Annotated in this window: 17 protein-coding genes; 10 read left to right on the top strand and 7 right to left on the bottom strand. The window is 38.4% G+C overall.

Annotated features, from left to right (window positions below):
* The first annotated feature begins 267 nt into the window (after positions 1–267).
* Positions 268–1,191 (top strand): gluconeogenesis factor YvcK family protein, encoded by a 924-nt coding sequence (locus B7C41_RS14380; RefSeq protein ID WP_085299624.1) that lies wholly within the window; start codon positions 268–270, stop codon positions 1,189–1,191.
* A gap of 83 nt (positions 1,192–1,274) precedes the next feature.
* Here the strand turns inward: B7C41_RS14380 and dcd are convergent, their stop codons facing one another.
* Together dcd and apbC are read right to left on the bottom strand one after the other, a co-directional pair.
* Positions 1,275–1,868 (bottom strand): dCTP deaminase, encoded by a 594-nt coding sequence (dcd, locus tag B7C41_RS14375; RefSeq protein WP_085299623.1) that lies wholly within the window; start codon positions 1,866–1,868, stop codon positions 1,275–1,277.
* A 135-nt stretch (positions 1,869–2,003) separates the two neighbouring features.
* Entirely contained in the window at positions 2,004–3,110 is a 1,107-nt protein-coding gene (apbC, locus tag B7C41_RS14370; protein WP_085299622.1) for an iron-sulfur cluster carrier protein ApbC, read from the bottom strand.
* Positions 3,111–3,228: 118 nt separating this feature from the next.
* Between apbC and metG the strand changes: the two genes are divergently transcribed.
* From metG to B7C41_RS14335, 6 genes are all read left to right on the top strand, one after another.
* On the top strand, positions 3,229–5,349 hold the full coding sequence (metG, locus tag B7C41_RS14365) for a methionine--tRNA ligase (RefSeq protein ID WP_085299621.1): 2,121 nt from the start codon (positions 3,229–3,231) through the stop codon (positions 5,347–5,349).
* Positions 5,350–6,210: 861 nt separating this feature from the next.
* Complete coding sequence (locus tag B7C41_RS14360; protein WP_085299620.1) at positions 6,211–6,903, top strand: DUF2306 domain-containing protein; 693 nt, start codon at positions 6,211–6,213, stop codon at positions 6,901–6,903.
* 813 nt (positions 6,904–7,716) lie between these two features.
* The gene (locus tag B7C41_RS14350) at positions 7,717–9,855 is read left to right on the top strand and encodes a cation:dicarboxylate symporter family transporter (RefSeq protein ID WP_085299618.1); all 2,139 of its coding nucleotides are present in this window, start codon (positions 7,717–7,719) and stop codon (positions 9,853–9,855) included.
* A gap of 69 nt (positions 9,856–9,924) precedes the next feature.
* The gene (gene rcsF / locus B7C41_RS14345; RefSeq protein WP_085299617.1) at positions 9,925–10,371 is read left to right on the top strand and encodes an Rcs stress response system protein RcsF; all 447 of its coding nucleotides are present in this window, start codon (positions 9,925–9,927) and stop codon (positions 10,369–10,371) included.
* Positions 10,364–11,086, top strand: coding sequence for a tRNA (N6-threonylcarbamoyladenosine(37)-N6)-methyltransferase TrmO (gene tsaA / locus B7C41_RS14340; protein WP_085299616.1), 723 nt, complete (start codon positions 10,364–10,366; stop codon positions 11,084–11,086). The genes rcsF and tsaA overlap by 8 nt, the downstream gene beginning before the upstream one ends.
* 382 nt (positions 11,087–11,468) lie before the next feature.
* A complete protein-coding gene (locus B7C41_RS14335; RefSeq protein ID WP_235839728.1) occupies positions 11,469–12,368 on the top strand; it encodes a DMT family transporter in 900 nt (299 codons plus the stop codon).
* Between the two features lie 250 nt (positions 12,369–12,618).
* On the opposite strand, the gene B7C41_RS14330 is transcribed toward B7C41_RS14335, so the two are convergent.
* The 3 genes from B7C41_RS14330 to B7C41_RS14320 form a co-directional block, all read right to left on the bottom strand.
* Positions 12,619–13,902 (bottom strand): metal-dependent hydrolase family protein, encoded by a 1,284-nt coding sequence (locus B7C41_RS14330; protein ID WP_235839742.1) that lies wholly within the window; start codon positions 13,900–13,902, stop codon positions 12,619–12,621.
* A gap of 250 nt (positions 13,903–14,152) precedes the next feature.
* Positions 14,153–14,647: an FKBP-type peptidyl-prolyl cis-trans isomerase gene (locus B7C41_RS14325; RefSeq protein ID WP_085299614.1), complete on the bottom strand. Its 495-nt coding sequence runs from the start codon at positions 14,645–14,647 to the stop codon at positions 14,153–14,155.
* A 123-nt stretch (positions 14,648–14,770) separates the two neighbouring features.
* Positions 14,771–15,658, bottom strand: a complete 888-nt coding sequence (locus tag B7C41_RS14320) for a DMT family transporter (RefSeq protein WP_085299613.1) — start codon at positions 15,656–15,658, stop codon at positions 14,771–14,773.
* Positions 15,659–15,877: 219 nt separating this feature from the next.
* Between B7C41_RS14320 and B7C41_RS14315 the strand changes: the two genes are divergently transcribed.
* Together B7C41_RS14315 and B7C41_RS14310 are read left to right on the top strand one after the other, a co-directional pair.
* Positions 15,878–16,405: an SRPBCC family protein gene (locus B7C41_RS14315; protein WP_085299612.1), complete on the top strand. Its 528-nt coding sequence runs from the start codon at positions 15,878–15,880 to the stop codon at positions 16,403–16,405.
* Between the two features lie 82 nt (positions 16,406–16,487).
* Positions 16,488–17,240, top strand: coding sequence for an MBL fold metallo-hydrolase (locus B7C41_RS14310; RefSeq protein ID WP_085299611.1), 753 nt, complete (start codon positions 16,488–16,490; stop codon positions 17,238–17,240).
* A gap of 691 nt (positions 17,241–17,931) precedes the next feature.
* Here B7C41_RS14310 and B7C41_RS14300 read toward each other — a convergent pair.
* The gene (locus B7C41_RS14300) at positions 17,932–20,040 is read right to left on the bottom strand and encodes an FAD-binding oxidoreductase (RefSeq protein WP_085299609.1); all 2,109 of its coding nucleotides are present in this window, start codon (positions 20,038–20,040) and stop codon (positions 17,932–17,934) included.
* 358 nt (positions 20,041–20,398) lie between these two features.
* Complete coding sequence (locus B7C41_RS14295; RefSeq protein ID WP_085299608.1) at positions 20,399–21,019, bottom strand: glutathione S-transferase family protein; 621 nt, start codon at positions 21,017–21,019, stop codon at positions 20,399–20,401.
* A gap of 158 nt (positions 21,020–21,177) precedes the next feature.
* Between B7C41_RS14295 and B7C41_RS14290 the strand changes: the two genes are divergently transcribed.
* The gene (locus B7C41_RS14290) at positions 21,178–22,101 is read left to right on the top strand and encodes a LysR family transcriptional regulator (protein WP_085299607.1); all 924 of its coding nucleotides are present in this window, start codon (positions 21,178–21,180) and stop codon (positions 22,099–22,101) included.
* Positions 22,102–22,165: the final 64 nt, after the last annotated feature.

Here is a 22,165-nt window from a genome sequence, read left to right as displayed (position 1 = left end):
ATGCATTTTTTTAAAAGAATCTATCTAAGTGATTACTTATAGAACAAGTTGACTAAATTTTGTCTTATCAACTATTTATATTAGTTACTTTTAGATAAAAGCGTAGTGATTAAATAAAAATTTATTGGTAATTCATCTCTTTAATCGAATAATACACGCTAAACGTTCTGTTTCTCTAGCAATTCTCTTAGAAACTGTGGTTTGTCGCTTTATTTATCGTATACTTAGCGTTATGGTTAATGCTCAATTGAAAAAAATAATAGTAATATGCAGCTAAAAGAGCTCAATGTTGTCGCCATCGGCGGTGGACACGGTCTAGGGCGTGTACTTTCAACCCTCTCCTTTTTAGGCAATCAACTTACTGGTATTGTCACTACAACTGACAATGGAGGTTCAACGGGTCGGTTGAGAAAGCGCAACAGTTCCATTGCATGGGGCGATTTACGTAATTGCCTAACTCAATTAGTTGATGATCAGTCAGTCGGTAGCCAACTGTTCAATTTTCGTTTTGACGGTGAAGACGAACTTGGCGGTCATAACCTGGGTAATTTAATACTATATGGTTTGGGACAAATACATTCTCGTCCGCTTGAGTCCATAAAGTTGGTTCGACGTTTATTAGGCGTTAAAACCCCTGTATTTCCAATGTCTGAAACCCCAACAGATCTGATGGCTTTTTATCCTGAAGGACGCTGCCGTGTCGGCGAGTTATCCGTTGATGAAATGCCTGTAATGCCGAAAAACTTAATGTTAGCCCCATTAGTGAAAACTTTACCAAGCTGTATTGATGCAATACTAAATGCTGATTTAGTTATTTTAGGTCCAGGAAGCTTTTTAACCAGCATTATACCGCCACTACTGGTACGTGATATTAGTAATGCCTTAAAACAAACCTCTGCTCATCGAGTTTTTATTGATAATATTGTTGCCGAAAATAGCCCTGCTGCAGATTTAACTTTAGATGAAAAATTAGCATGGATTGAAGAAAATATAGGCTGTTTACCTATTGATAGCGCGATATGCCATGATAAAGCAGTGGTATCAAAGCGTATAAGCGTCTGTCATCATGAATTAAGCAGTGATACGGTTAGTCATTACCATAGTCGTGATAAGTTAATTTCTGCGCTCAACGCTTGCATTTCAAAAGCAAAAAATGAAATAAAGCCAATACAAGTCAGCGCGGTGAGTTAAAAACTAAGTTGTTTAATAAAAAATAAAACAAAAAACCAACGAGAACTCGTTGGTTTTTTGTTTCTAACGCAAACTACGCGTTTTTACTTCTGACTTTCATCTTGACTAATACGGCTAGCAACAGCGCCAACTTGATCTTTATACTTAGCATCATCACGTTTGTTATAAGGTCTTAAGGCACTTGATGACATAGTTTCAAAGTTCAATGCCGCTATTTTCATTTTAGGGCGCAATGCTAGCGGTAATTTACCACTGTTATAAAACTCTAAAACAATTTGCCCTGACCAACCGGGATCAATTCTATGTGCAGTAACATGTACCATTAAGCCTAAACGCGCCAATGATGAACGACCGTCTAACCAGCCAACAATATTATCTGGCAAAGTCACTGACTCATAAGTCACGGCTAATGCTAGCTCTCCAGGATGAAGGAAAAACGCTTCACCATCAGGAATAAAAATTTCATCACTCATCACTGAATTCATTGCTTTTTGCATTTCATCTTTCGGGCCACTTAAATCAATATATGGCGCGGTGTGATCTTGAAATACTCTGAATTCATTACCTAAACGAATATCAACACTAACGCCTGAAATCATACTGCTGTCAGGTGTTGGCGAGATTTTAATCTCGCCTTTGCTAATACTTTCTTCTATATCTTTGTCGCACAATCTCATGATTATTCTTCTTAGGCTGAGGTTTAACAAAACAGGCCAAACGCCTGCTTAAAATAGTAAATTTCTACACTTTCATTAAGTATGTATAATAAAAGACTTAGCTTTAAACGCTATTGTCAACGTTAACTTTCAATGCTAGCTTTCAACAATACTCGGCGTTGTGGGGCTGCGCATATCCAATTGATAATATAATTGTGCGGCAACATTTCGCGCTATTTTACGATAGAGCTGCGCCAATTCACCAGTGCTATTTTCATTTATTAAACAGCTACCATTGTCAGCATCTTCTCGAATACGAATATCTAACGGTAATTGCCCTAATAACTGTGTTTTAGCGCTGTTAGCAATACGTTCACCGCCACCTTCACCAAATAAATGTGAATGATGGCCACAATTATCACACTGGTGATAACTCATGTTTTCAATAATGCCCAATACCGGCAGTTTCACTTGCTCAAACATCGCCATACCCTTCACGGCATCAACTAAAGCAATATCTTGCGGTGTGGTAATAACCAAAGCACCTGCAACAGGTACTTGTTGTGCCAGCGTTAATTGAATGTCGCCTGTACCTGGTGGCATATCAACAATCAAATAATCTAATTCAGGCCAGTCCGTTTCGTTCAATAACTGCGAGAACGCTCTGCTTGCCATGGGTCCTCGCCAAACTGTAGCGTTAGCATCATCAACAAGAAAGCCAATCGACATTGCACATAAGCCATCCGCTTCAAGTGGCGTAATTAACTTACCGTCACTTGATGTTGGCTTTTCGCCTTTCAATCCCAGCATGGTTGGAATTGATGGACCATAAATATCGGCATCTAAAATACCAACACTGCAACCTTCAGCAATTAAACCATAAGCTAAGTTTACAGCAGTAGTCGATTTACCCACACCGCCCTTACCTGATGAAACCGCAATAATATTCTTAATACCTTTTATCGCATGTTGTCTCACGGGCTGAACTTGATAATTAACCTCAAAATAAACGGGTAGTTGCACTAACTCAGTTAATTGTTCTGCAATATCATTTAACTCGCCATCACAAGGGAAAGGTAATAAGGCTTCAATAACTAAGTCTTTTTTAATCATCGCCATGCTAAGTGATTCGCAGACATTGAGAAAACCTAATGGGAAAGTAGCCGAGCGATATGCATCAAGAAAGTGGTTAATTTTTTGCTGAATTTCAGCTTCAAGCTCATGCTTGGCAGCTTTATTTTTGGAGAAAAGATTTGATAACATTTTTAAAACGCATTTTATCTAACCTTTATCACATAAAGGCGATAATTCTTAATGAAAAGTTACGACAAATTCTGTACCATTCGCTGCATAATTACCACCAATAATATGTAAACTTTATATGTCTTTATCAAAGTCATCTGTACCATCTGCAGATAAACGTAAAATTTTAGTTACTTGTGCCCTTCCTTATGCGAATGGTTCAATTCACCTTGGCCACTTATTAGAACATATTCAAACTGATATTTGGGTTCGTTTCCAACGTATGCGTGGTCATGAAACTTACTTTGTTTGTGCCGATGATGCTCATGGCACGCCAATCATGCTTAAAGCGCAAGAGCTTGGCATAACACCAGAAGAAATGATCACAGGTGTGCGTGAAGAACGTATTAAAGAATTTGCTGACTTTCACATTAGCTTTGATAATTACCACACAACGCATAGCGATGAGAACAAAGAGTACTCTGAAAAAATTTACAATGCTTTGCATGCCAAAGGCCATATTAAAACCCGCACTATTTCACAATTATATGACCCAGAAAAAGGCATGTTCTTAGCTGACCGCTTTGTAAAAGGTACTTGTCCGAAGTGTAAAAGTGAAGATGAGAATGGCGATAGCTGTGACAACTGTGGTGCAACTTATTCACCAACAGAAGTGCTTAACCCACGCTCAGCAATTTCAGGTGCTACACCAGTATTAAAAGATTCTGAACACTACTTCTTTGACTTACCTGCTTTTGAAAACATGTTAGCCGACTGGATACGCAGTGGCACTTTGCAAGAAGAAGTAGCGAATAAACTTAGCGAATGGTTCGAGCAAGGTTTAAAGCAATGGGATATTAGCCGCGACGCTCCTTACTTTGGCTTTGAAATACCGAATGCGCCAGGTAAATTTTTCTATGTATGGTTAGATGCGCCTATTGGTTATATGGGCAGCTTTAAAAATCTATGTGATAGAGACTCAAGTATCGACTTTGACAGCTTCTGGAATAAAGATTCAGACGCTGAGCTATATCACTTTATTGGTAAAGACATTATTAATTTTCACAGCCTGTTTTGGCCTGCGATGTTAGAAGGCGCTGATTTCCGTAAACCTACGGCTGTTTTCGCTCATGGTTTTGTGACCGTAAACGGTGAAAAAATGTCTAAATCTAAAGGCACGTTTGTTAAAGCGAGCACCTATTTAGCACATTTAAACCCAGAATATTTACGTTATTATTATGCAACTAAGTTAACTCACAAAATTGATGATTTAGATTTAAACCTTGAAGACTTCGTTCAACGTGTTAACTCTGACTTAGTCGGTAAAGTGGTTAATATCGCTTCTCGTTGCGCAAGCTTTATCACTAAACGCTTTGACGGCATGTTATCAACTAACATTGATAACCAAGCATTAGCGGATGAAGTCATGGCTGCAGGTGATAGTATTGCAGCCCATTATGAAGCACGTGATTTTGGCCGCGGTATGCGCGAAATAATGGCGCTTGCTGATAAAGTAAATGAATACATCGCGATTAAGGAACCATGGCAGCTTGTTAAAGACGAAACCAAGCAGCAAGAAGTGCAAGACATTTGTTCATTAGGTATCAACATGTTCCGCACGCTGATGATTTATTTGAAACCTGTACTACCGGTACTTGCCGATAGCACAGCGGCTTTCTTGAATGACGAACTTATTTGGGAAGGACACAAAACCTTATTAACTGATCATAAAATCAATAAATTTAAAGCGATGCTTCAACGTGTTGATATGGATAAAGTTAATGCGATGACTGATGCTTCAAAAGACAGTTTAGCGGGTGCTGCAACAGAAGAAGAAAAGAAACCAGCTAAGAAAAAGAAGGCTGCTAAGGTAGTTGATAATTCAGCTGCGCTTGCTGATCCATTAGCTGCAGACCCAATTTCTGAAGAAATTCAATTTGATGATTTCGCCAAAATTGATTTACGCATCGTTAAAATCATTAATGCTGAACATGTTGAAAAGGCTGATAAATTAATACAGCTGACTTTAGCTCTTAATGAAGAAGGCACAGAAACTCGTCAAGTTTTCGCCGGCATTAAATCAGCTTATAACCCAGAAGACTTAATCGGTAAACACACAGTCATGGTGGCTAACTTAGCGCCACGTAAAATGCGTTTTGGCATGTCTGAGGGCATGGTATTAGCCGCAGGTCCTGGTGATAAAGACTTATGGATATTAAATCCAGATGACGGTGCTAAAGCGGGTATGCGTGTTAAGTAATAACTAAAGCGTTACACCTAAACAGCGAAAAGAAAATTATTAAGGCAAACCTTTTACGTAGATTAAACGTAATATCGGTTTGCCTTTTTATGTACAGGATGTGCGGTCAATTTTTATGTTCCAGACAAAAATTAAGTACCTACATCCATGTAAGAACATGCACGTCGAATTACGATCAATTATTATGTTACAGACAAAAATTAAGTACCTACATGTTTTTTGAGTAGTTATGTTGAGATATCATAAATAATGAGAATCGAGTCAATAGCTGAGATTGATCTCTTATGTTCAGTGTTACCACAAAGCCGACCTAATTATTAGAGAGATCAACTCTATGACACTAACGCCTCAAAGCGTGTTAAAAACTATAATTCAGTGGTGCATATACTCAATTTTCTGTTTAAAACTGAGATCCCATATCAATACTATTAGATTATAACGAGGTAAATAAATCATAGTTATCTTTAACTAATATATCTCGTTCGGCTCCTACGTAATTGAGCCAACTCAACTATTTGTCGACGAATGATCATATCAAGCACCTCTCTTAGTCCCATTTTTAGGATTTTACCTCTTTCTTCTTCCCATTTTTGGGATACAGGTCTATTACAACTGCCTCACCACAACTTTACCAATTAAAATCAAGATGTTACAAGATTGGCATTATATCTGCTCTGCACTCTAAAGCGCATGAATTAAATATTTAAAATTCAAATAAAGAGTTTATTTATCGTGTGGCTGTTGGTGCATGTATTCAAAGGAATTATGGGTACACGTACTCACAATATTTCCTATCAAAAATGAAGCCAATATTTCATTAAATAATTAGGATTAATTTAAAATTTTTTTGGAGGATAAGGCATGGCCATATATCTATTAATAATTATTCATACTATTGCAGGATCAATTGCTATTTTGTCTGGCTTTGCGGCATTGTCATCATGTAAGGGTACAAAATCTCATCGTACAGTAGGTAATATTTTTGTATTAGCAATTTTATTTCTCGGCCTTACAGGTATTTATATAGCTTTATCACGTTCTATCATGCTTTCTTTTGTAAATGGTATATTTCTGTGCTACTTCGTCTCTACCGCATGGATGGCAGTTAGGCGTAAAGCAGGAACTATTGGTAAATTCGAGTGGTTCGCTTTCTTTGTTGCGATAACAATCGCAGGAATGTTAGTTAATTTTGGTACAGAAGCGTCGCAAAGCCCTGAAGGAAAAATAAATGGTTTTGGGCCTCAAGTCTTTTACTTTTTTGCAGCTGTAGCAACTGTTGCAGCGTTACTAGATCTAAAAATGATATTTAACCAAGGTATTAGAGAGCAACATCGAATCATTCGTCACCTTTGGCGTATGTGTTTTCCCATGTTTATGGCAACAGCTGCTTTTTTTCTTGGTCAAGCCAAGCTAATTCCAGAACCTGTAAGGAAAATTGAATATCTCGCTCTTCCTGTCGTTATCGTGCTGTTATCGATGCTCTATTGGATATTGCGAGTTTTATACAGCCAAACCTATAAAAGTACTAACAGTATTGCTGCATCAAAAGAATAATCTTATAAGGAATAAAAATGAAAAAAATTTATAATCACTCACTCTAAATTATCTCAACAGCACAACAATCAGTATTTAGATAACCCATCAGAAATCATAAGTAAGGTGGGTATTTAGTCATATACCATAAGCTAAAGTAGCCTTTTTTACTCTGATTAACCGAGATTAGCTATTTATAAGCAATAGTCATCAGGATAAGCCTAATTAAAAGTTTTGATGCTTTTTGATGAGTAAACTGTTTATACAAAGAGTTTATTGCAATGACTCAAGTTTTGTCGTCGTTTCAGTTGTTGATGCTCGCAGTAATCAGTGAACACATCTTCGTGACCAGTAGTACCATGAAGATGTCTATTTTGGCGGCTGGCGCATTATCGGCATCAATAAATAATGCGATTTTTTCCTTATCTCTCACAACGTAAATCCTTTTTAATCGTAGGAGTATTTTACTATATTTAGTTATGCCACAGCTCAGCGAAATAACATATGTTTTTCTTTTAAAACAACGATATATTTTATCTGAATAGAGTTTAACCAATAAATCCAATTTGATGTAATAGCATTCATTACTGAATCGTTGCTTTAGACTATGAAATTTTTCAGTCATTTGCAAAAACCTTAACTTAATATTTGAATGGAATATTTTTGATGGGAACACATATTAACTAATTTATGTAAGCTCTTTCATGATCACACGGTCGTTGATAGCCTTTGAATACCAAAGTACTCATTAGGCATGGCTTAAGTATATTTATTCCCTTAGCTTTACTATAATCTACGAATAATAACTCAAATAAGACATAGCCTTAGCCAACTATGAGCAAATTCAAATTTAACCAAATACCATTATCTGTTCGTATGATTGTCGCGATGGCACTCGGTCTAATTATTGGCGGTGTGGGAACCTCGCTATTTTCAACGGTTGATCATTTAGCGAATGCCTTTATCATGTTATTACAAATGACGGCACTGCCTTATATTTCATTATCACTAATGGTTGGTATTGGCAGTTTGTCGGCACATAAAGCCAAAAGCGCTTTAAAAAGTAGCTTACTCTGGTTATTAATACTTATTGCCTTAATGCTATGTTTTATACTTTTAGCACCGTTATCATTTCCTTATTGGCAAAGCGCCGAGTTTTATAGTGCTAGCACCATTAAAGTAAGCCAAGAATTTAACTTAATCGAATTATTTATTCCGTCAAATCCATTTAATGCTTTTGCAAATGCCGTTATACCGTCTGTCGTTTTATTTAGTGTTTTTATTGGTATCGGATTAATGCCATTAAAAAATAAGCGTCAGGTTTTAACCGTACTTGGCAGCTTGCAACAATCTGTTAGTAACATCAGTAACTTGGTAATGCGTTTTGCGCCGATTGGTGTTTTTTGTATTGGTTGGCGCGCAGCATCAACGCTTGATGCCTCTCAGCTTGATGGTTTAATGATTTATGTTGCCAGTGCTATGGTGCTCGTCATTTTACTGTCTTTCGTGGTGTTTCCCGCCCTATTAGCCACCATTACTCCATTTAGTTACCGAGCTATTTTAAAAGCATCACGTGAAGCCATGGTAACCGCCTTTGCTACTGGTAGTTTTTTTGTGGTTATTCCTATCATTGTTAAGAAAACAAAGCAGCTAATCACCGAGCAATATCCGCATAGCAACGATGCTGATAAGGTATCTGAAGTTGTCGTACCAATTACCTTTAGTCTGCCTGTTGGTGGCAAACTATTATCGTTACTGTTTGTCTTGTTTTCTGCTTGGTTTTCGGGAGCCTATATTGGCTTAGAAGATTACATCAAGTTGGTAATTATTGGCGTTCCTCAGCTATTCGGTACCAGTACATTAGCCATGCATAACTTGTTAGAGTTATTTAATGTTTCCAATTCAATGTTCGATTTTTTCATTGTCTCGGAAAACCTAGCCGTTGGCCGATTGTCTGCTTTATTATCAGTCACTTTTGCCAGTTGTTTACCTTTACTTATTGCCACGAGTATGGCGAAAGCCTTTCGAATTAAAAAAGTTGCTTTAGTGCGTAACCTTGCCGTTATTCCGCTACTTTCAATTGTTGCTTTTATCAGTTTAAAATTCGCATTTAGCGCTATTAGCTATCAATACCAAGGCTATAGTAAGTTTATTGAACGAGATTTTTTAATGGAAAACGTTGAAAGTCGCTACCTCAATGAACCAGAAGCTAACAGTAATACTGCACAACCTTTTGTTGGCGTATTAACTCGTATTAAACAGCGTGGTTTTATACGTGTTGGCTACTTTCGTGACGACCTACCCTATTCATTCCATAATCATAACGGCAAACTTGTCGGCTTTGATATTGAAATTATGAATCAGCTTGCTATCGATTTAAATGTTGATATCGAATTTGTCAAAATATTCCATCATCAGGCAAAGCCATTACTAGAATCAGGGTATTTAGATATTACTTCAGGCGTGCCCGTTATTCCTGATAACATGGCGCAATTCACGCTTACCATGCCTTATAGCTCACAAAACATTGCTATTGTGGTTAAAGATCAAAGGCGCGCAGAATTTACTGAGTGGGAAAAAATATTGCAGCGAGAAGATCTCACCTTAGGTATTCCAGAAACATTTTTTTATCAAAAGGCTGTAGCACGTAATTTTACTAAAGGTAAAGCGTGGGAGATATCAACACCTCGACTATTTTTTAAACCAGAATACGCGCATATTGATGCCATGGTTTTTGGCGCAGCAGCATCTTCAGCATGGACACTACTTAACCCTGACTATACCGTTGTGGTGCCAAAACCTGAATTAGCGCCATTGTATATGGCTTTTCCAATTAACAAGAATGACCACGCCTTTGAACTATTTATGCGTAATTGGATCTCAATGAAACAACAAAGCAAAACTATTGACAAATTATTCAACTATTGGATTGAAGGTAACTCCAGCTTAGTTGTTTTGCCTGAGACCGAATAGCAACTGTATATAGTCTAAATAAAGTTAAATTAATCAAATTAGAACATTAAGCAAAGTGAATTTAAAACAATGAATGTAAAAGCAAACCTCAGTAGAAAAATCAAAAACATAATGCTTAGCAAACGTAATACAGCTACCGTAATACTTGTCTCTTCGCTAGCGGTTGGCTGTGCAAAAATTAACGATATATCAACTAACCTTGACCGCGATAATTTCAAGCATTACTTCTCTCCCGCCAAAGTAAATATTGTTGAAAGTGAAGAAGAGTTAACGGGGAAGTACAAGTTTGTCGGACTTGTTGAAGGTGAGTCTTGTCAAGCAAAAGCCCATCATGCTGCGCCAAATGAAATTGATGCTCGTACACAAGCCCGAAGAAAAGCTTACGAATTAGAAGCTAACGCCATTATTTTCAGTCGTTGTGTGATGATAGAAGCAGATCAAGCTTCCAAGTATTGTGTAGCATCAACGGTTTGCTATGGCCGCGCGTACCAAGTTGAGCAACCAAGTAATGACTGAAAGCGTTAATTTTAATGTTATTGGCACTATCGATTCACCATACAAAGAAAAGTTTGCTATTCCTCGCCAGCCTGGCCTTGTCACTGCTGCCCAAGGCCAGCTGCGTTTAACGGGCTCAGCAAACAATATTGAGCTAGTTAGAGGCTTAGAGCAATTTAGCCACATTTGGCTGCTATTTGTTTTTCATGGCACCCAAAATCAAGGCTGGAAACCTTTAGTACGCCCTCCTCGTTTAGGTGGTAACAAAAAGCTCGGTGTTCTTGCCACTCGCTCTACCTTTAGGCCTAACCCTATCGGAATGTCAGTGGTTAAGCTTGATCTTATTGAACAGAGAGACTCACAAGTAATTTTACATATTAACGAGCTAGACTTACTCGATGGTACGCCAATTGTTGATATTAAGCCTTATGTGCCTTATGCCGATATTATTGAAAATGCGCAAGGTGGTTACGCCCATCAACAACCTGAGAGTGAAATTCAGATAGCTTTTTCAACAGAGGCCATTGCCGCTGTAGAGTACTTTACAAAGCAACATCCCAAATTGCAGCAGCTTATTGAGCAGGTATTAAGCCAAGACCCTCGCCCAGCATATAAACATCAAAAAGTTGACGATAAAGTTTATGGCATGGCTTTGTACGATTTAAATATCACTTGGCAAATGGTCAGCCTGAACTGCTTAGTAGTGAAAAACATTGAGCCAACAGCTGAAAATTGAACTAGCAATTATATTATTTTCAAAGCATAGAAGTATAAATAACCTGAACTCTGGATAATGAGTGCTTGATGTTTAAGTAAAATCAATGTCTTATGTAGTTTAATAAAAAATACAATAAAAACTAAGCAAGCATATCACTATCAACGTATCATTTTATTCCATTACCAAGGCAAAACGTTTCTGAATAGCGGGCTATTTATCGACGTTTTAACGCTGAGAATGTGATAAAAGGGAATGTTGTGCAAGTGCTGCTTATCCAGAGTTCAGGTTAAATAAGATGTTCTGTCCGATTATCGCTTAGTTGATTAGAAATAAGCTGTACACTTGGTGCAACAATTCAAACGTTTATTAAATTGTAATTAACTTTAAGAGAGCCTCGGCATTGAAAGCACTACAAAATTACCAATCAGGTATAGAATTAGTTACTTTAGCTGCCTTATGGGGCGCTTCGTTTATGTTTATGCGTGTTGGTAGCCCTGAGTTTGGGCCTTTTCTGTTTACCGCATTACGCACTGGTATCGCCGCGCTGTTTTTATATTTTTGTTTAATCAAGTATCAACAAACTAGTGCCTTGGCAGGACGATGGCGACAGATTTTCGTGGTTGGCGCATTAAACACGGCAATTCCTTTCGCATTATTTGGTTATGCTACGCTTACGTTAACAGCAGGGACAACATCGGTTATCAATGCAACAACGCCAATGTTCGGCGCTATCGTTGCGTATTTTTGGCTAAAAGATAAATTAACACTCAGTGCGACCATCGGCTTAATTATTGGCTTTATCGGCGTCTATTTATTGGTCTCAGAAAACTTACACTTTGGTGATTCCGCAGGACAAAGTAATAGCACTAACGCCTTGGTTCCGACATTAGCCGCCCTTCTCGCCGCCATGTGCTACGGTATTTCTGCCAACTACACCAAAAAGCACTTCACAGGTATTAAACCTTTAGCGCTGGCCGCTGGTAGCCAAATTTCTGCGACCGCCATTCTTTTACCGATTAGTTTATTTTTTATACCTGAAAAAATGCCAAGCTCCGCAGCCATAGGCTCAGTGTTGTTAATTGGTACTATCTGTACTGGCGTGGCTTATATCCTATTTTTCCGCTTAATCGCGCAATTAGGCCCTGCAAAAGCCATTTCAGTGACTTATTTAATTCCAGCTTTTGGTATTCTTTGGGGCGCGCTATTTCTAGACGAGAAGATCAGCTTAACCATGTTACTTGGTGGTGTGGTAATACTTATTGGCGTGGCATTAACCACAGGTGTCATTAAACGAAGGTGATGTCGCTTAGCACATAATCATTTCTTACCATCTATAGCATCAGGGTATCTGCTAAATAAAGTAGTCGAGTACTTATATCGATAACAAAAATAACTGTTCATCAACATACATGGATACACTAATGCCTCGAAAGACAGGACGTTGGAAAGAGGCTAAAAAAGAAAGGCTGTTATTAAAACAGCCTTTCTTTTTAACCTAATGTTTATCAAGTATTTTTAATCAGTCACATAAAGGTAACTGACTCTCTCAACTATTGCTGTTTAACAACCTTGCCTGACTTCATCACAAAATCAACATCAAGTAGCTCTTTTATGTCATTTAATGGGCTAGCATCGGTGGCAATAATATCGGCCACCTTCCCAACTTCAAGTGTACCTAAGCTTTTTGATTTTCCGATAAGATCAGCAGCGTGAAGTGTTGCTGAAACCAAAATATCTTGCGGTGTCATGCCAGCTTCAAACATCAACTCTGCTTCTCTGGCGTTGGTACCGTGTTTTGAAACACCGCTGTCAGTACCATATGCTATTTTCACATCTGCTTTATAAGAGCGTTTAAAGTTCTCTATCATATCACCACCAACACGGATGGCTTTTGCTTTGATTTCCGGCGACATAAAATTAGTTGTCTTAGCCAAATTAACAACGGTATCTCCAGCCATCAGCGTAGGTACTAAATAAGCACCACCTTTTTTAAATAATTTAATACTTTCTTCATTGGCATAACTACCATGTTCAATACTATCAACGCCTGCACGTAAAGCTGCATTTATGCCGGCAGCTGCATGGGCATGGCTAGCAACTTTACGCCCAAGTGAATGAGCAGTATCAACCACTTCTTTAATTTCATCATCAGCCATTTGTTGGCCTGTGCCGGTATCGGTATCAGACAATACACCACCAGTTGAAGTGATTTTAATAACATCAGCACCGAATTTTATTGCTCTACGTGTTGCTCTTCGACAGTCATAAGGTCCATCACAAACGGTTTTTGCAGTGTGAAGCTCCATTAAATCTGGTGCCATACCATCTACATCACCATGGCCACCGGTAACCGCAACACTTGATCCTGCAGCAACAATGGTTGGCCCTTCAACCCAGCCGCGTTTAATACCGTCACGTAAAGCATAACTTTGTTCTGCACTGCTGCCCAAGTCACGTACGGTAGTAAAGCCAGCCATCAATGTTTTCTTGGCAAAATAAGCACTCTTCATTAGCGTATCTGCGTCAGACATATTGACCATTTCACTATCATTATTTGGCCCAAGTTCACCTTGTAGATGAACATGCATATCCATTAGTCCAGGCATAACAAAACTTGATGATAAATCAATTAACTGCGCATCATTCGCAAAGTTACTTGCCGCAACAAAACCCGATTTAAGTGCTGATATTTTACCGTCGGTGATCACTAGCGTTTGCTTTTTTAGTGGAGCTTCACCTGCAACAACCAGCAACTCTCCTGCATGAATAACTGAAGTATCTGCCAAAACTGACGGAGACAATGCTGCACTAACTAATAGCGCTATCGTTGTCATTGAAGATTTGAATGTAAACATTTGCTAAGCCTTATTGTTATTGTTTTGATCGGAATGTAATAGAGACAATAACAGTATGGCAAAAAAATGTTCAAGTGAATTCGATAAACTGAAAGTTTATTCAGCTAAACAACAATTAAGAAAGCTTAAGCCAAGTAAAGAGCAAAAATGTTTGCTTAAAAATATCTTTTCTAAGATATAAAAAAACCGGCTATTTGCCGGTTTGATAAGCGATAAAGCAATGGATTGCTTAGTGCTGGTGACCACCTGCGCCGTGGGCATGGCCATGTTCAATTTCTTCAGCAGTTGCTTCGCGTACGTCAACAACTTCTAAGTCAAAAGTTAATACTTTACCTGCCAATGGCGGATTAATATCAACCGTGATCATGAATTTACCTGCTTTAATAACAGTAACTTGGCGTTGACCACCGTCAGTATTTACTACTGCAGTCATTCCTGCTTTCCATTTTGCGCTTGGCGTAGGTAAACCTTGCAAGTGCTTGACTGGTACACGTTGAATCGCGTCTTCTTGGCGTTCGCCGTATGCATCTGCTGGTTGTAATGTAACTGAAAACTTTTCGCCAGTTTCTTTGCCTGTTAACGCATTTTCTACGCCAACTAACATGTTTTTATAACCGTGTAGATAAGCTAGTGGATCTGTAGCATGTGAATTTTCTATTTCAACGCCAGCTTCATCTTTAAGAGTGTAGTGAAACTGAACAACGGTTTTATCAGTAATTTTCATTTTATTTCCAAACAAGTTTTCGTCGCTCACCATAAAAATGGTGAAAATATTTGCCGAGAGTTTAGCAAAATACTATTAGCCGCACCACAATCAATTACCTAGCATACATCAGAGCTAATCATACTAGGCCCAAAGTAATAAAATCACCACGCTAGCAATGATAAGAAACATACCTACATATTCTACAAGCGATATTTTCTCTTTAAAAATACGATAAGTAATAAACAAGGTAATAAAAAATTCTACCTGCCCTAATGCTTTTACATAGGCGGCAGTTTGAAAGCTTGTCGCGGTAAACCAGCCAATTGACCCCATAACACTGGTAATGCCAACAAATAGACACAATCGCCACTGACTAAACATGGTGATGAATTGTTGTTTATCTTGAACAAAGATGTAAATAACAGAAATTAGCGATTGCACTGTGATCATAAAAGCCAAGGTTACCGCTGCACTCAACATTAAATCGGTATTAAGCGCTAGGCTCGACTGACGAATTAGCAAAGTAGTTATGGCTAAAGCTAAACCAGAAGCAAGGCCAAAGCCAGCACCTGGATTTTGAAAAATATCGCGCAAGGTAAATTTAACTTTTGAAACTAGCAATACACCAATTACGCCAATAACCACCGAAAGCCAGCCTAGTCCCGTCAAGCTTGCTGAAAAAAGTGCAACACCAACAACAGCTACCTGAATAGCTTCCGTTTTAGCCAAACTGGTGGCCACAGCAAAATTACGATACTTAAATGCTGCAACCAAACAAACCGTACCAATAATTTGCATGACACAGGCGATAAGTGCATATTGCAAGAATTGCCCATGTAATGTCGGCATCGGCAATTCACGATAATCTAACATCCACCATAAATATAACAAGGCAAACGGCAAAGCATAAATATACCTAACACCTGTTGTTGCCATCGCATTCAAGTGCTGTGTCAGCTGCTTTTGCCCAGCCGTGCGAATTGCTTGCATTAAAGCGGCAAGCAAAGTGAAGTAAATCCAAATTTCCAAGCAATCCTCAACCTACAAAAATGTATGAATAACCATTGTATGATTCAGCGATCACAAATACTATGACTCAATGTACTTGGGTTGACATATTCAATATTAAAATCATCTATATAGAAGCGTTATCCTGTAACTATCAACGCAGTCAAGCTAGCAGTACTTCCAACAGCCTGCTACATTATCCGTTTGGCCAATCGCTTATATCCCCCATAGGAATAAATTATGCGCTTACTTTTATTACTCGCACTTACCCCTTTCATTAGCTTCGCTCAGGTTATTGGCAGTGATAACCATGGTTTTCAAATTAAAATTGAACGCCAAGTTAAGGTTAATCAAAAAACGGCATATCAGCAGTTTTTGCGAGTCGATCAATGGTGGCACCCTGATCATACTTGGTTTGGCAAAGCTGAGAACCTTACAATCACGCCGACAGTTGGCGGCTGTTTTTGCGAACAGGACAATGAAAAACAAGCCAATCACATGACCGTATCTTACGTTGACCCAAACAACGAAATAAAAATGCTTGGTGGATTAGGCCCATTGCAAATGATGGGAGTCAATGGCGGCATGTCATGGAAATTCGAAGCCATTGATGAAAGTAACACTAAAATCACTTTCCATTATCAAGTTTCTGGTTACGTTAGCGGCGGCATGACCAAACTTGCTCCCATTGTTGATAAAGTACAACGAATACAGGTAACTCGACTAACTAATTTACTGAACACTGGCCAAGTAGAGCTTAAGCAATAGCCAATCACTGGTCTAACCTGTTGAATGAAAATTAAAAACAAGGTAGTTTAAAAGCACTAGTTACTGAACAACCAAGGTTTTAATGCATCAACTTCATTCACTTGATGGTTACATTCAGCGTATTTTAATTGCTGAATACCACGATAAATTACTTTTACTTGATGGCTGTTGTCGTGCTGACATTGACGTTATTGAAGACTTTATTGTCAACAAACTCAATCGAAAAATGACTGATTTAGCGCTAATTGTTGTTACGCATATGCACCCAGATCACGCGGGCGCTGCAAGTTTTTTAAGAAAAAAGTATGGCTGCAAAATAGCCGTATCTAACGTGGCTGGACAGTGGTATTCAGGAATTGATGGCAAGTTAATGCACTTGACGGATGTATTGCTAACCTTGTGGGTAGCTGGTCGTAAGAAAAAAGCGAAAAAGTTTGTTTATTACCCAAGTACCTTAACACCTGATTATTACTTGAGCGATCAAGTTTATTTACCTGGCTTTGATGATTGGCAGGTGCATTTTACGCAAGGCCATACCGATAGAGATATATCGCTACACCATAAGCCTAGTGATCAAATTTATGTTGCAGATTTAATGGTTAAAGTGAGAGAAGCATTTATTCCCCCCTACCCAGTGTTTTATCCGAAAAAATATCTTTCATCACTAAATAAAATTAAAGCGCTGAATGCTCAATCACTGATATTGGCACATGGCGATAAAGTGCAATTATCAGATAACGAATGGCAAAAATTGATTAACTTGGCGCCAACCAAACCTGTAACTCATTGGCGCTCAGTAAAAACAAAACTTAAACGGGTTCTATTCAGTCGGTAAATGCTGTTTAGTAGATAGATTTTCTTGGTGAATAATTCAATAAAGCACGATGTCGGTGCTTCAGGCTGATTTACTCATTAATCAGCCTAGTAATTTTAGCTTTGGTAAATCCATGCTAAAAAAGATTTTGAATCATTTACGTTAGTAAATTGGATTAATTTTGTGCCCTGCTGATCTGTCACTGCTACATTGTTTTTGTTAACAGAAATTGATCGAACCGGTGATGCGATCGAATAGATCGTACCTTGATATGTATAAGACATAATAAACTCTTTTAATGTGCGCCTATGCGCATAAATAACAAAAGCTATATTATTGTGGCGTGAAACTTTGATATTTCTTAAGTTTAATTTTTCAAAATCAAACTTTAAAGAATAACAATTTTTACGAAACACTTGCTCGCAAAACTAACAATAATTTAAGCTTAATAAATTATGTAATGACTAACTGTGAAAGGGAAAGACAAAACGCGATTATATTTTTGCCAATATCAGCATACAATCGGTTAAATAAACTAGATGGGAATAATTAACGCCGCGGACTATATAGTTAATTGAACACAAAGTAAACTTTTATTGATAATAATATTAAACAACCTAAATTTTGGTGTCAGTCAAATCTCGCCAAAGTTATGATGCTGTACGGCTACTTCTTTAATGCAGCCGCACAATTAATACGTTAAGCAACCACTTTATAAATCAATACTGATATTTTCAGAGTTTTTTTCTGGCACAGCACAACAAATTAATACTTCATTTTTACCGTACTCTGCCGTTGGCTTTGTTCTATAAGTAATATTACCTTCGTTAAGCTTGACTTTACATGCGCCGCAAGCGCCCGTTCTACAGCCGAACTCAGGTGTTAAACCATGAGCTTCAGCCACTTCAAGTAGTGTACTGCCCCCTTGTTGCCAGCGCTGTTCAAAAGCTGACTTAGCAAACGTTATTATGCTTTCTTCTGCTTCTTCAGGCTCTATTGAATTGGCTACAGTAGTCGGTGAGTTTTCTGTTGAACGAGATATTACCGCAGGGCCGAATGATTCAGCGAAAATACGATGTTCAGCAATACCTAAATAATGAAGTTTGTTATACATATCTTGCATAAAACCTGTAGGACCACACAAATAAAAATCGTAAGCATCAAGTGGTAATACTTGTTGTAATACCTCTATTGAAATTCGATTATCACTATTAAAGTCAACACCGACCTTTTCCCCTGCAGTGGGCGCGGTAATGAATGAATAATACTTAATTTTGTTATCACTACGACGCTGTAGTTCGTTTAACTGTTCGGAAAAAGCACGTTGTTTTGTTGTTCTTGCACTGTAAAAAATAAATAAAGGCCTTAAGTGGCGACGGCGAACACCCTCATTGAAAATATGTTGTGCCATCGACATCATAGGGGTAATGCCAACACCACCAGCAATTAAAACTGCAGGCCTTTCTTTTAAGGAATCAATAAAGAATTCTCCTCGAGGTGTTTTTAATTCAATAACATCGCCAACCTTTACTAATTCATGTAAGTATTTTGATGCAAGACCCTGAGACTCTTTTTTTACAGAAATTCGGTAGTAGTTTTCGCCAGGCGCAGAAGAAACAGTATATGTGCGAATAATATCTTTTGCCGCTTTGCCTAATACATTGTCAGGCGTAATTTTCAAGGTAATAAATTGGCCAGCTTCAAAAGTCGGCAATCCAAGACTGTCGCTAGCTTGAAAATAGAAAGAGCGAATGTTGTCGCTTTCATCTTCTATTCTCGTGACATTAAATGGCCGCCAAGCACCTTTCAATTTTTTTGCTGCAATTAATGCTTTAGTTTCAGCCCAATTACCGGTCAATAGTGAATTTGGTGAAAAATTTCCGAGGGTACTTCTAAAGGGCAAACCATCTTTCAGCGTTAAGCCATGATCTAAGGTAAATTTCCATGCACGCTCTGCCCCTTGAAACGTTGATAGTTCTTCATCAAGATCCCAAATAATTTCTACGGTGCCTGTTAGCATGTGAATATCACCCGTGGTGAAATCCGTAAAAATGAGCCCTGCTTTAGGGTTTATTAAGAAATTACCTAGGGTATTGAAATGGTAATTTCCTGAATAATCGGGAATCGTTAAGGTATTCCCATCAACCTTTACAAAACCAGACTTGCCGCCACGATGAGAAACATCGACTCCTTCAATGTCTGGTCGATCTTTACTTTGCACAAAACTAGAGACAAAAAACGTATCAGCATTACCAATAATGGCAGTAACATCTGAAGAAAATTTACTGAAAGCTTTAGTCTTACTTAGTTGACTTGATTTATTAGGCTCTCGAATAAAATCAACACTGCGGTGTTGTATATATTGCGGACAATTGCCAAAAGATTGATCAACAGCTACAGAGAAACCTCTTGTATTATTTTGCACTACGCGGCCATTCAAACGGTTTCTTCGACGAGTATGTAATTCAATGCCAAGCAAGCCCAATGGCGCGGCATCATTTTGAATGTTCTGTGCCAATGGATCGCCATTAATTGGTTGAATATTTATATCTAACCTTGTTGGTGTTGGCGAAGATGCAAATCCCGGGCGGCCCGGTAAAATTGAAGCCCAAGGCCAACCACTATTATCAACACTACCAATAACTATAAAAGGTAATTGTGCAAAAAATTTTCGGTGTTGATCAGGCATAAAGGCACGAATGGCACGCTGACCGAACTTTTCCATAGCATCACGTTTACCTGACCTAGACTGCAGCTCTTGTTCACCGGCATGAAAAGGTGAAGATGTATTTGTGAGCCGACTTTGATTTTTGCTTTCCATCTTTCACCCCGTGAGTTATTCAATACTTTATATATCTTAGCAATAGTATATACCCAAGCTACTTGAAGATACGGGATAAGGATTAGCACCAAGACATTGATTGAATAGAATGGTTGTTCCATTGTAAAAATCAATAACGCCGGAGATGACCCTTTATCGCCTTGCCCTACGGGAGCTAAGCTAGGAAAAAAGTTCAGCGTTGCAGCACTTGATAAGGGAGTAACCATTACCTGCCTGCTTCGCCTTGTGCTGATTTCCTAGCTTAACTCTGAAACTGCATCTTCAAGTAGTTTGGGTATAGCTCGCTTAAATATTTCGGCGTACATTTAGTTGATATAAGCGAGCAATGTTGCCTGCATTAAGCAACTAAGCCAGCATTAGTAACAGGCATTGGTTTAAAACCAGCTAACCCTTCAATGTTCGATAATAAGCGCTTTACATTGGGATAAAATTCTAGCGAAACACCACCTTCTGGCGCATGAGCTGTATAACTATATATGGCAACATCAGCAATACTGGGCTTATCACCCACTAGGAAGTTTTTATTTTCTAAATGCGTATTAAGTTTAGCTAATAGTTTTACAGCCGTTGCCTTGGCAAATTCTGCATCAAGTGGCGCATTAAAGACATTAATTAAGCGCGCAGCGGCGGGACCATAAGCAAGCTCACCAGCAGCCATGGTTAAATACTTTTGCACCTCAGCTTCTTGCACAGGGTTTTCAGGTAAATAAGATGGAGCATATTTGCGTGCTAAGTAAACTAAAATTGCATTTGAATCGGTTATAACCGTATCGCCATCTTTAATGGCAGGTACTTGCCCATCAGGATTAATCATTAAATAGGCTGGTTGCTTATGTTCACCTTCAGCAAGTTTTACATTAATAATCTCATGAACAATCCCCGCTAAACTAGCGAATAACTCAACACGATGTGCATGTCCTGATAGTGGGAAGCTGTAGATACGAATTGCGTTTGACATAATTTTATCCTCAAATAATTAAGTTATTTTCTGTTCGGTTAGAAATATAGTACAAGCAAACAATAGAGACAATAAGCCTAAATATGGAATCTTTATGTACAAAACAGAGACAATAAATGGCAAGCTAGTTCGTATAGAGTTATTAAGGAAAAAGTATTATGGATACTATTAAGTGTATGAGTGCATTTGTCGCTGTGGCGTCACAAAACTCTTTCACCAAAGGTGCGAACCAACTCGGTGTAACAACGAAATTAGCCAGTAAATATGTGCAGCAGCTAGAACAACATTTAGGTGCGCAGTTATTTAATCGAACAACTCGTAGCGTTACATTAACGGACATTGGTAGAGCTTATGTGGAACGTTGTGCGCCTTTGCTTGATCAATTCGATGAGCTAGAAGGCTTAGTGCAGGCTCGACAGTCTAAATTGGCAGGCCCAATAAGAATTACCGCACCAACTGGCTTTGGCGGCAAAGAACTTGTTGAGGCGATAAAAAGCTTTCAATTAGCCCATTCTGAAGTCGACATTGATTTGTTTTTATCGGATCAATTAGTGCCAATTGTTGATGGCGGCTTTGACTTAGCCATTCGTTTTGGTGAACTAAAAGATTCTTCATTAATTGCGAGAAAACTATTAAATATGAGAGTTGTGGTGGTTGCTTCTCCTGATTACTTGGAAAAATACGGAGAGCCGAAACACCCCGATGCATTAGTCACACACAATTGTTTAACACGATCAGCAATGACAGATCCTGAACAGTGGACATTTTTGATTAACAAGCAAAGGAAAAGCTTTCGAGTAAGCGGCAACTTTCGCGCAAACTCACCACGAGCAGTTGCACACATGGCGGTAAGTAGTATGGGCATAGGTCGCTGCCCTTTATATACTGTCCAGCAACATATAGAAAATGGCGGTTTAAAAGTGCTATTTCAAGAAAGTGAAGTTTCTAGTATTGGTTTACATGCCGTTTACCCACCAAATCGTCATTTAACCGCACGCATCAGGGCTTTTATTGATCATTTGGTCGAGAGTTATTCTGAGAGTTACTCTGAAAATTATTCAGATAGTTGCTCTGAGAGTTAAATCGCTAATACCCTGTTAAGCAACCAAGTCTAAACGCCTTTATCAGAGCTTATCAGGCAAAGTA

The sequence above is a fragment of the Cognaticolwellia mytili genome, from assembly GCF_002104475.1.
GTDB lineage: Bacteria > Pseudomonadota > Gammaproteobacteria > Enterobacterales > Alteromonadaceae > Cognaticolwellia > Cognaticolwellia mytili.
This window is presented reverse-complemented; position numbering and strand designations above follow the sequence as displayed.

What these genes read in the sequence shown, in the direction of transcription:
- B7C41_RS14350 (WP_085299618.1), top strand. Translation starts at nt 7,717, where the DNA reads ATGAGCAAATTCAAATTTAACCAAATACCATTATCTGTTCGTATGATT.
- B7C41_RS14300 (WP_085299609.1), bottom strand. Translation starts at nt 20,040, where the DNA reads ATGGAAAGCAAAAATCAAAGTCGGCTCACAAATACATCTTCACCTTTT.
- B7C41_RS14325 (WP_085299614.1), bottom strand. Translation starts at nt 14,647, where the DNA reads ATGAAAATTACTGATAAAACCGTTGTTCAGTTTCACTACACTCTTAAA.
- dcd (WP_085299623.1), bottom strand. Translation starts at nt 1,868, where the DNA reads ATGAGATTGTGCGACAAAGATATAGAAGAAAGTATTAGCAAAGGCGAG.
- B7C41_RS14315 (WP_085299612.1), top strand. Translation starts at nt 15,878, where the DNA reads ATGCGCTTACTTTTATTACTCGCACTTACCCCTTTCATTAGCTTCGCT.
- metG (WP_085299621.1), top strand. Translation starts at nt 3,229, where the DNA reads ATGTCTTTATCAAAGTCATCTGTACCATCTGCAGATAAACGTAAAATT.
- B7C41_RS14330 (WP_235839742.1), bottom strand. Translation starts at nt 13,902, where the DNA reads ATGACAACGATAGCGCTATTAGTTAGTGCAGCATTGTCTCCGTCAGTT.
- B7C41_RS14290 (WP_085299607.1), top strand. Translation starts at nt 21,178, where the DNA reads ATGGATACTATTAAGTGTATGAGTGCATTTGTCGCTGTGGCGTCACAA.
- B7C41_RS14310 (WP_085299611.1), top strand. Translation starts at nt 16,488, where the DNA reads ATGCATCAACTTCATTCACTTGATGGTTACATTCAGCGTATTTTAATT.
- B7C41_RS14295 (WP_085299608.1), bottom strand. Translation starts at nt 21,019, where the DNA reads ATGTCAAACGCAATTCGTATCTACAGCTTCCCACTATCAGGACATGCA.
- rcsF (WP_085299617.1), top strand. Translation starts at nt 9,925, where the DNA reads ATGAATGTAAAAGCAAACCTCAGTAGAAAAATCAAAAACATAATGCTT.
- B7C41_RS14380 (WP_085299624.1), top strand. Translation starts at nt 268, where the DNA reads ATGCAGCTAAAAGAGCTCAATGTTGTCGCCATCGGCGGTGGACACGGT.
- apbC (WP_085299622.1), bottom strand. Translation starts at nt 3,110, where the DNA reads ATGTTATCAAATCTTTTCTCCAAAAATAAAGCTGCCAAGCATGAGCTT.
- B7C41_RS14360 (WP_085299620.1), top strand. Translation starts at nt 6,211, where the DNA reads ATGGCCATATATCTATTAATAATTATTCATACTATTGCAGGATCAATT.
- tsaA (WP_085299616.1), top strand. Translation starts at nt 10,364, where the DNA reads ATGACTGAAAGCGTTAATTTTAATGTTATTGGCACTATCGATTCACCA.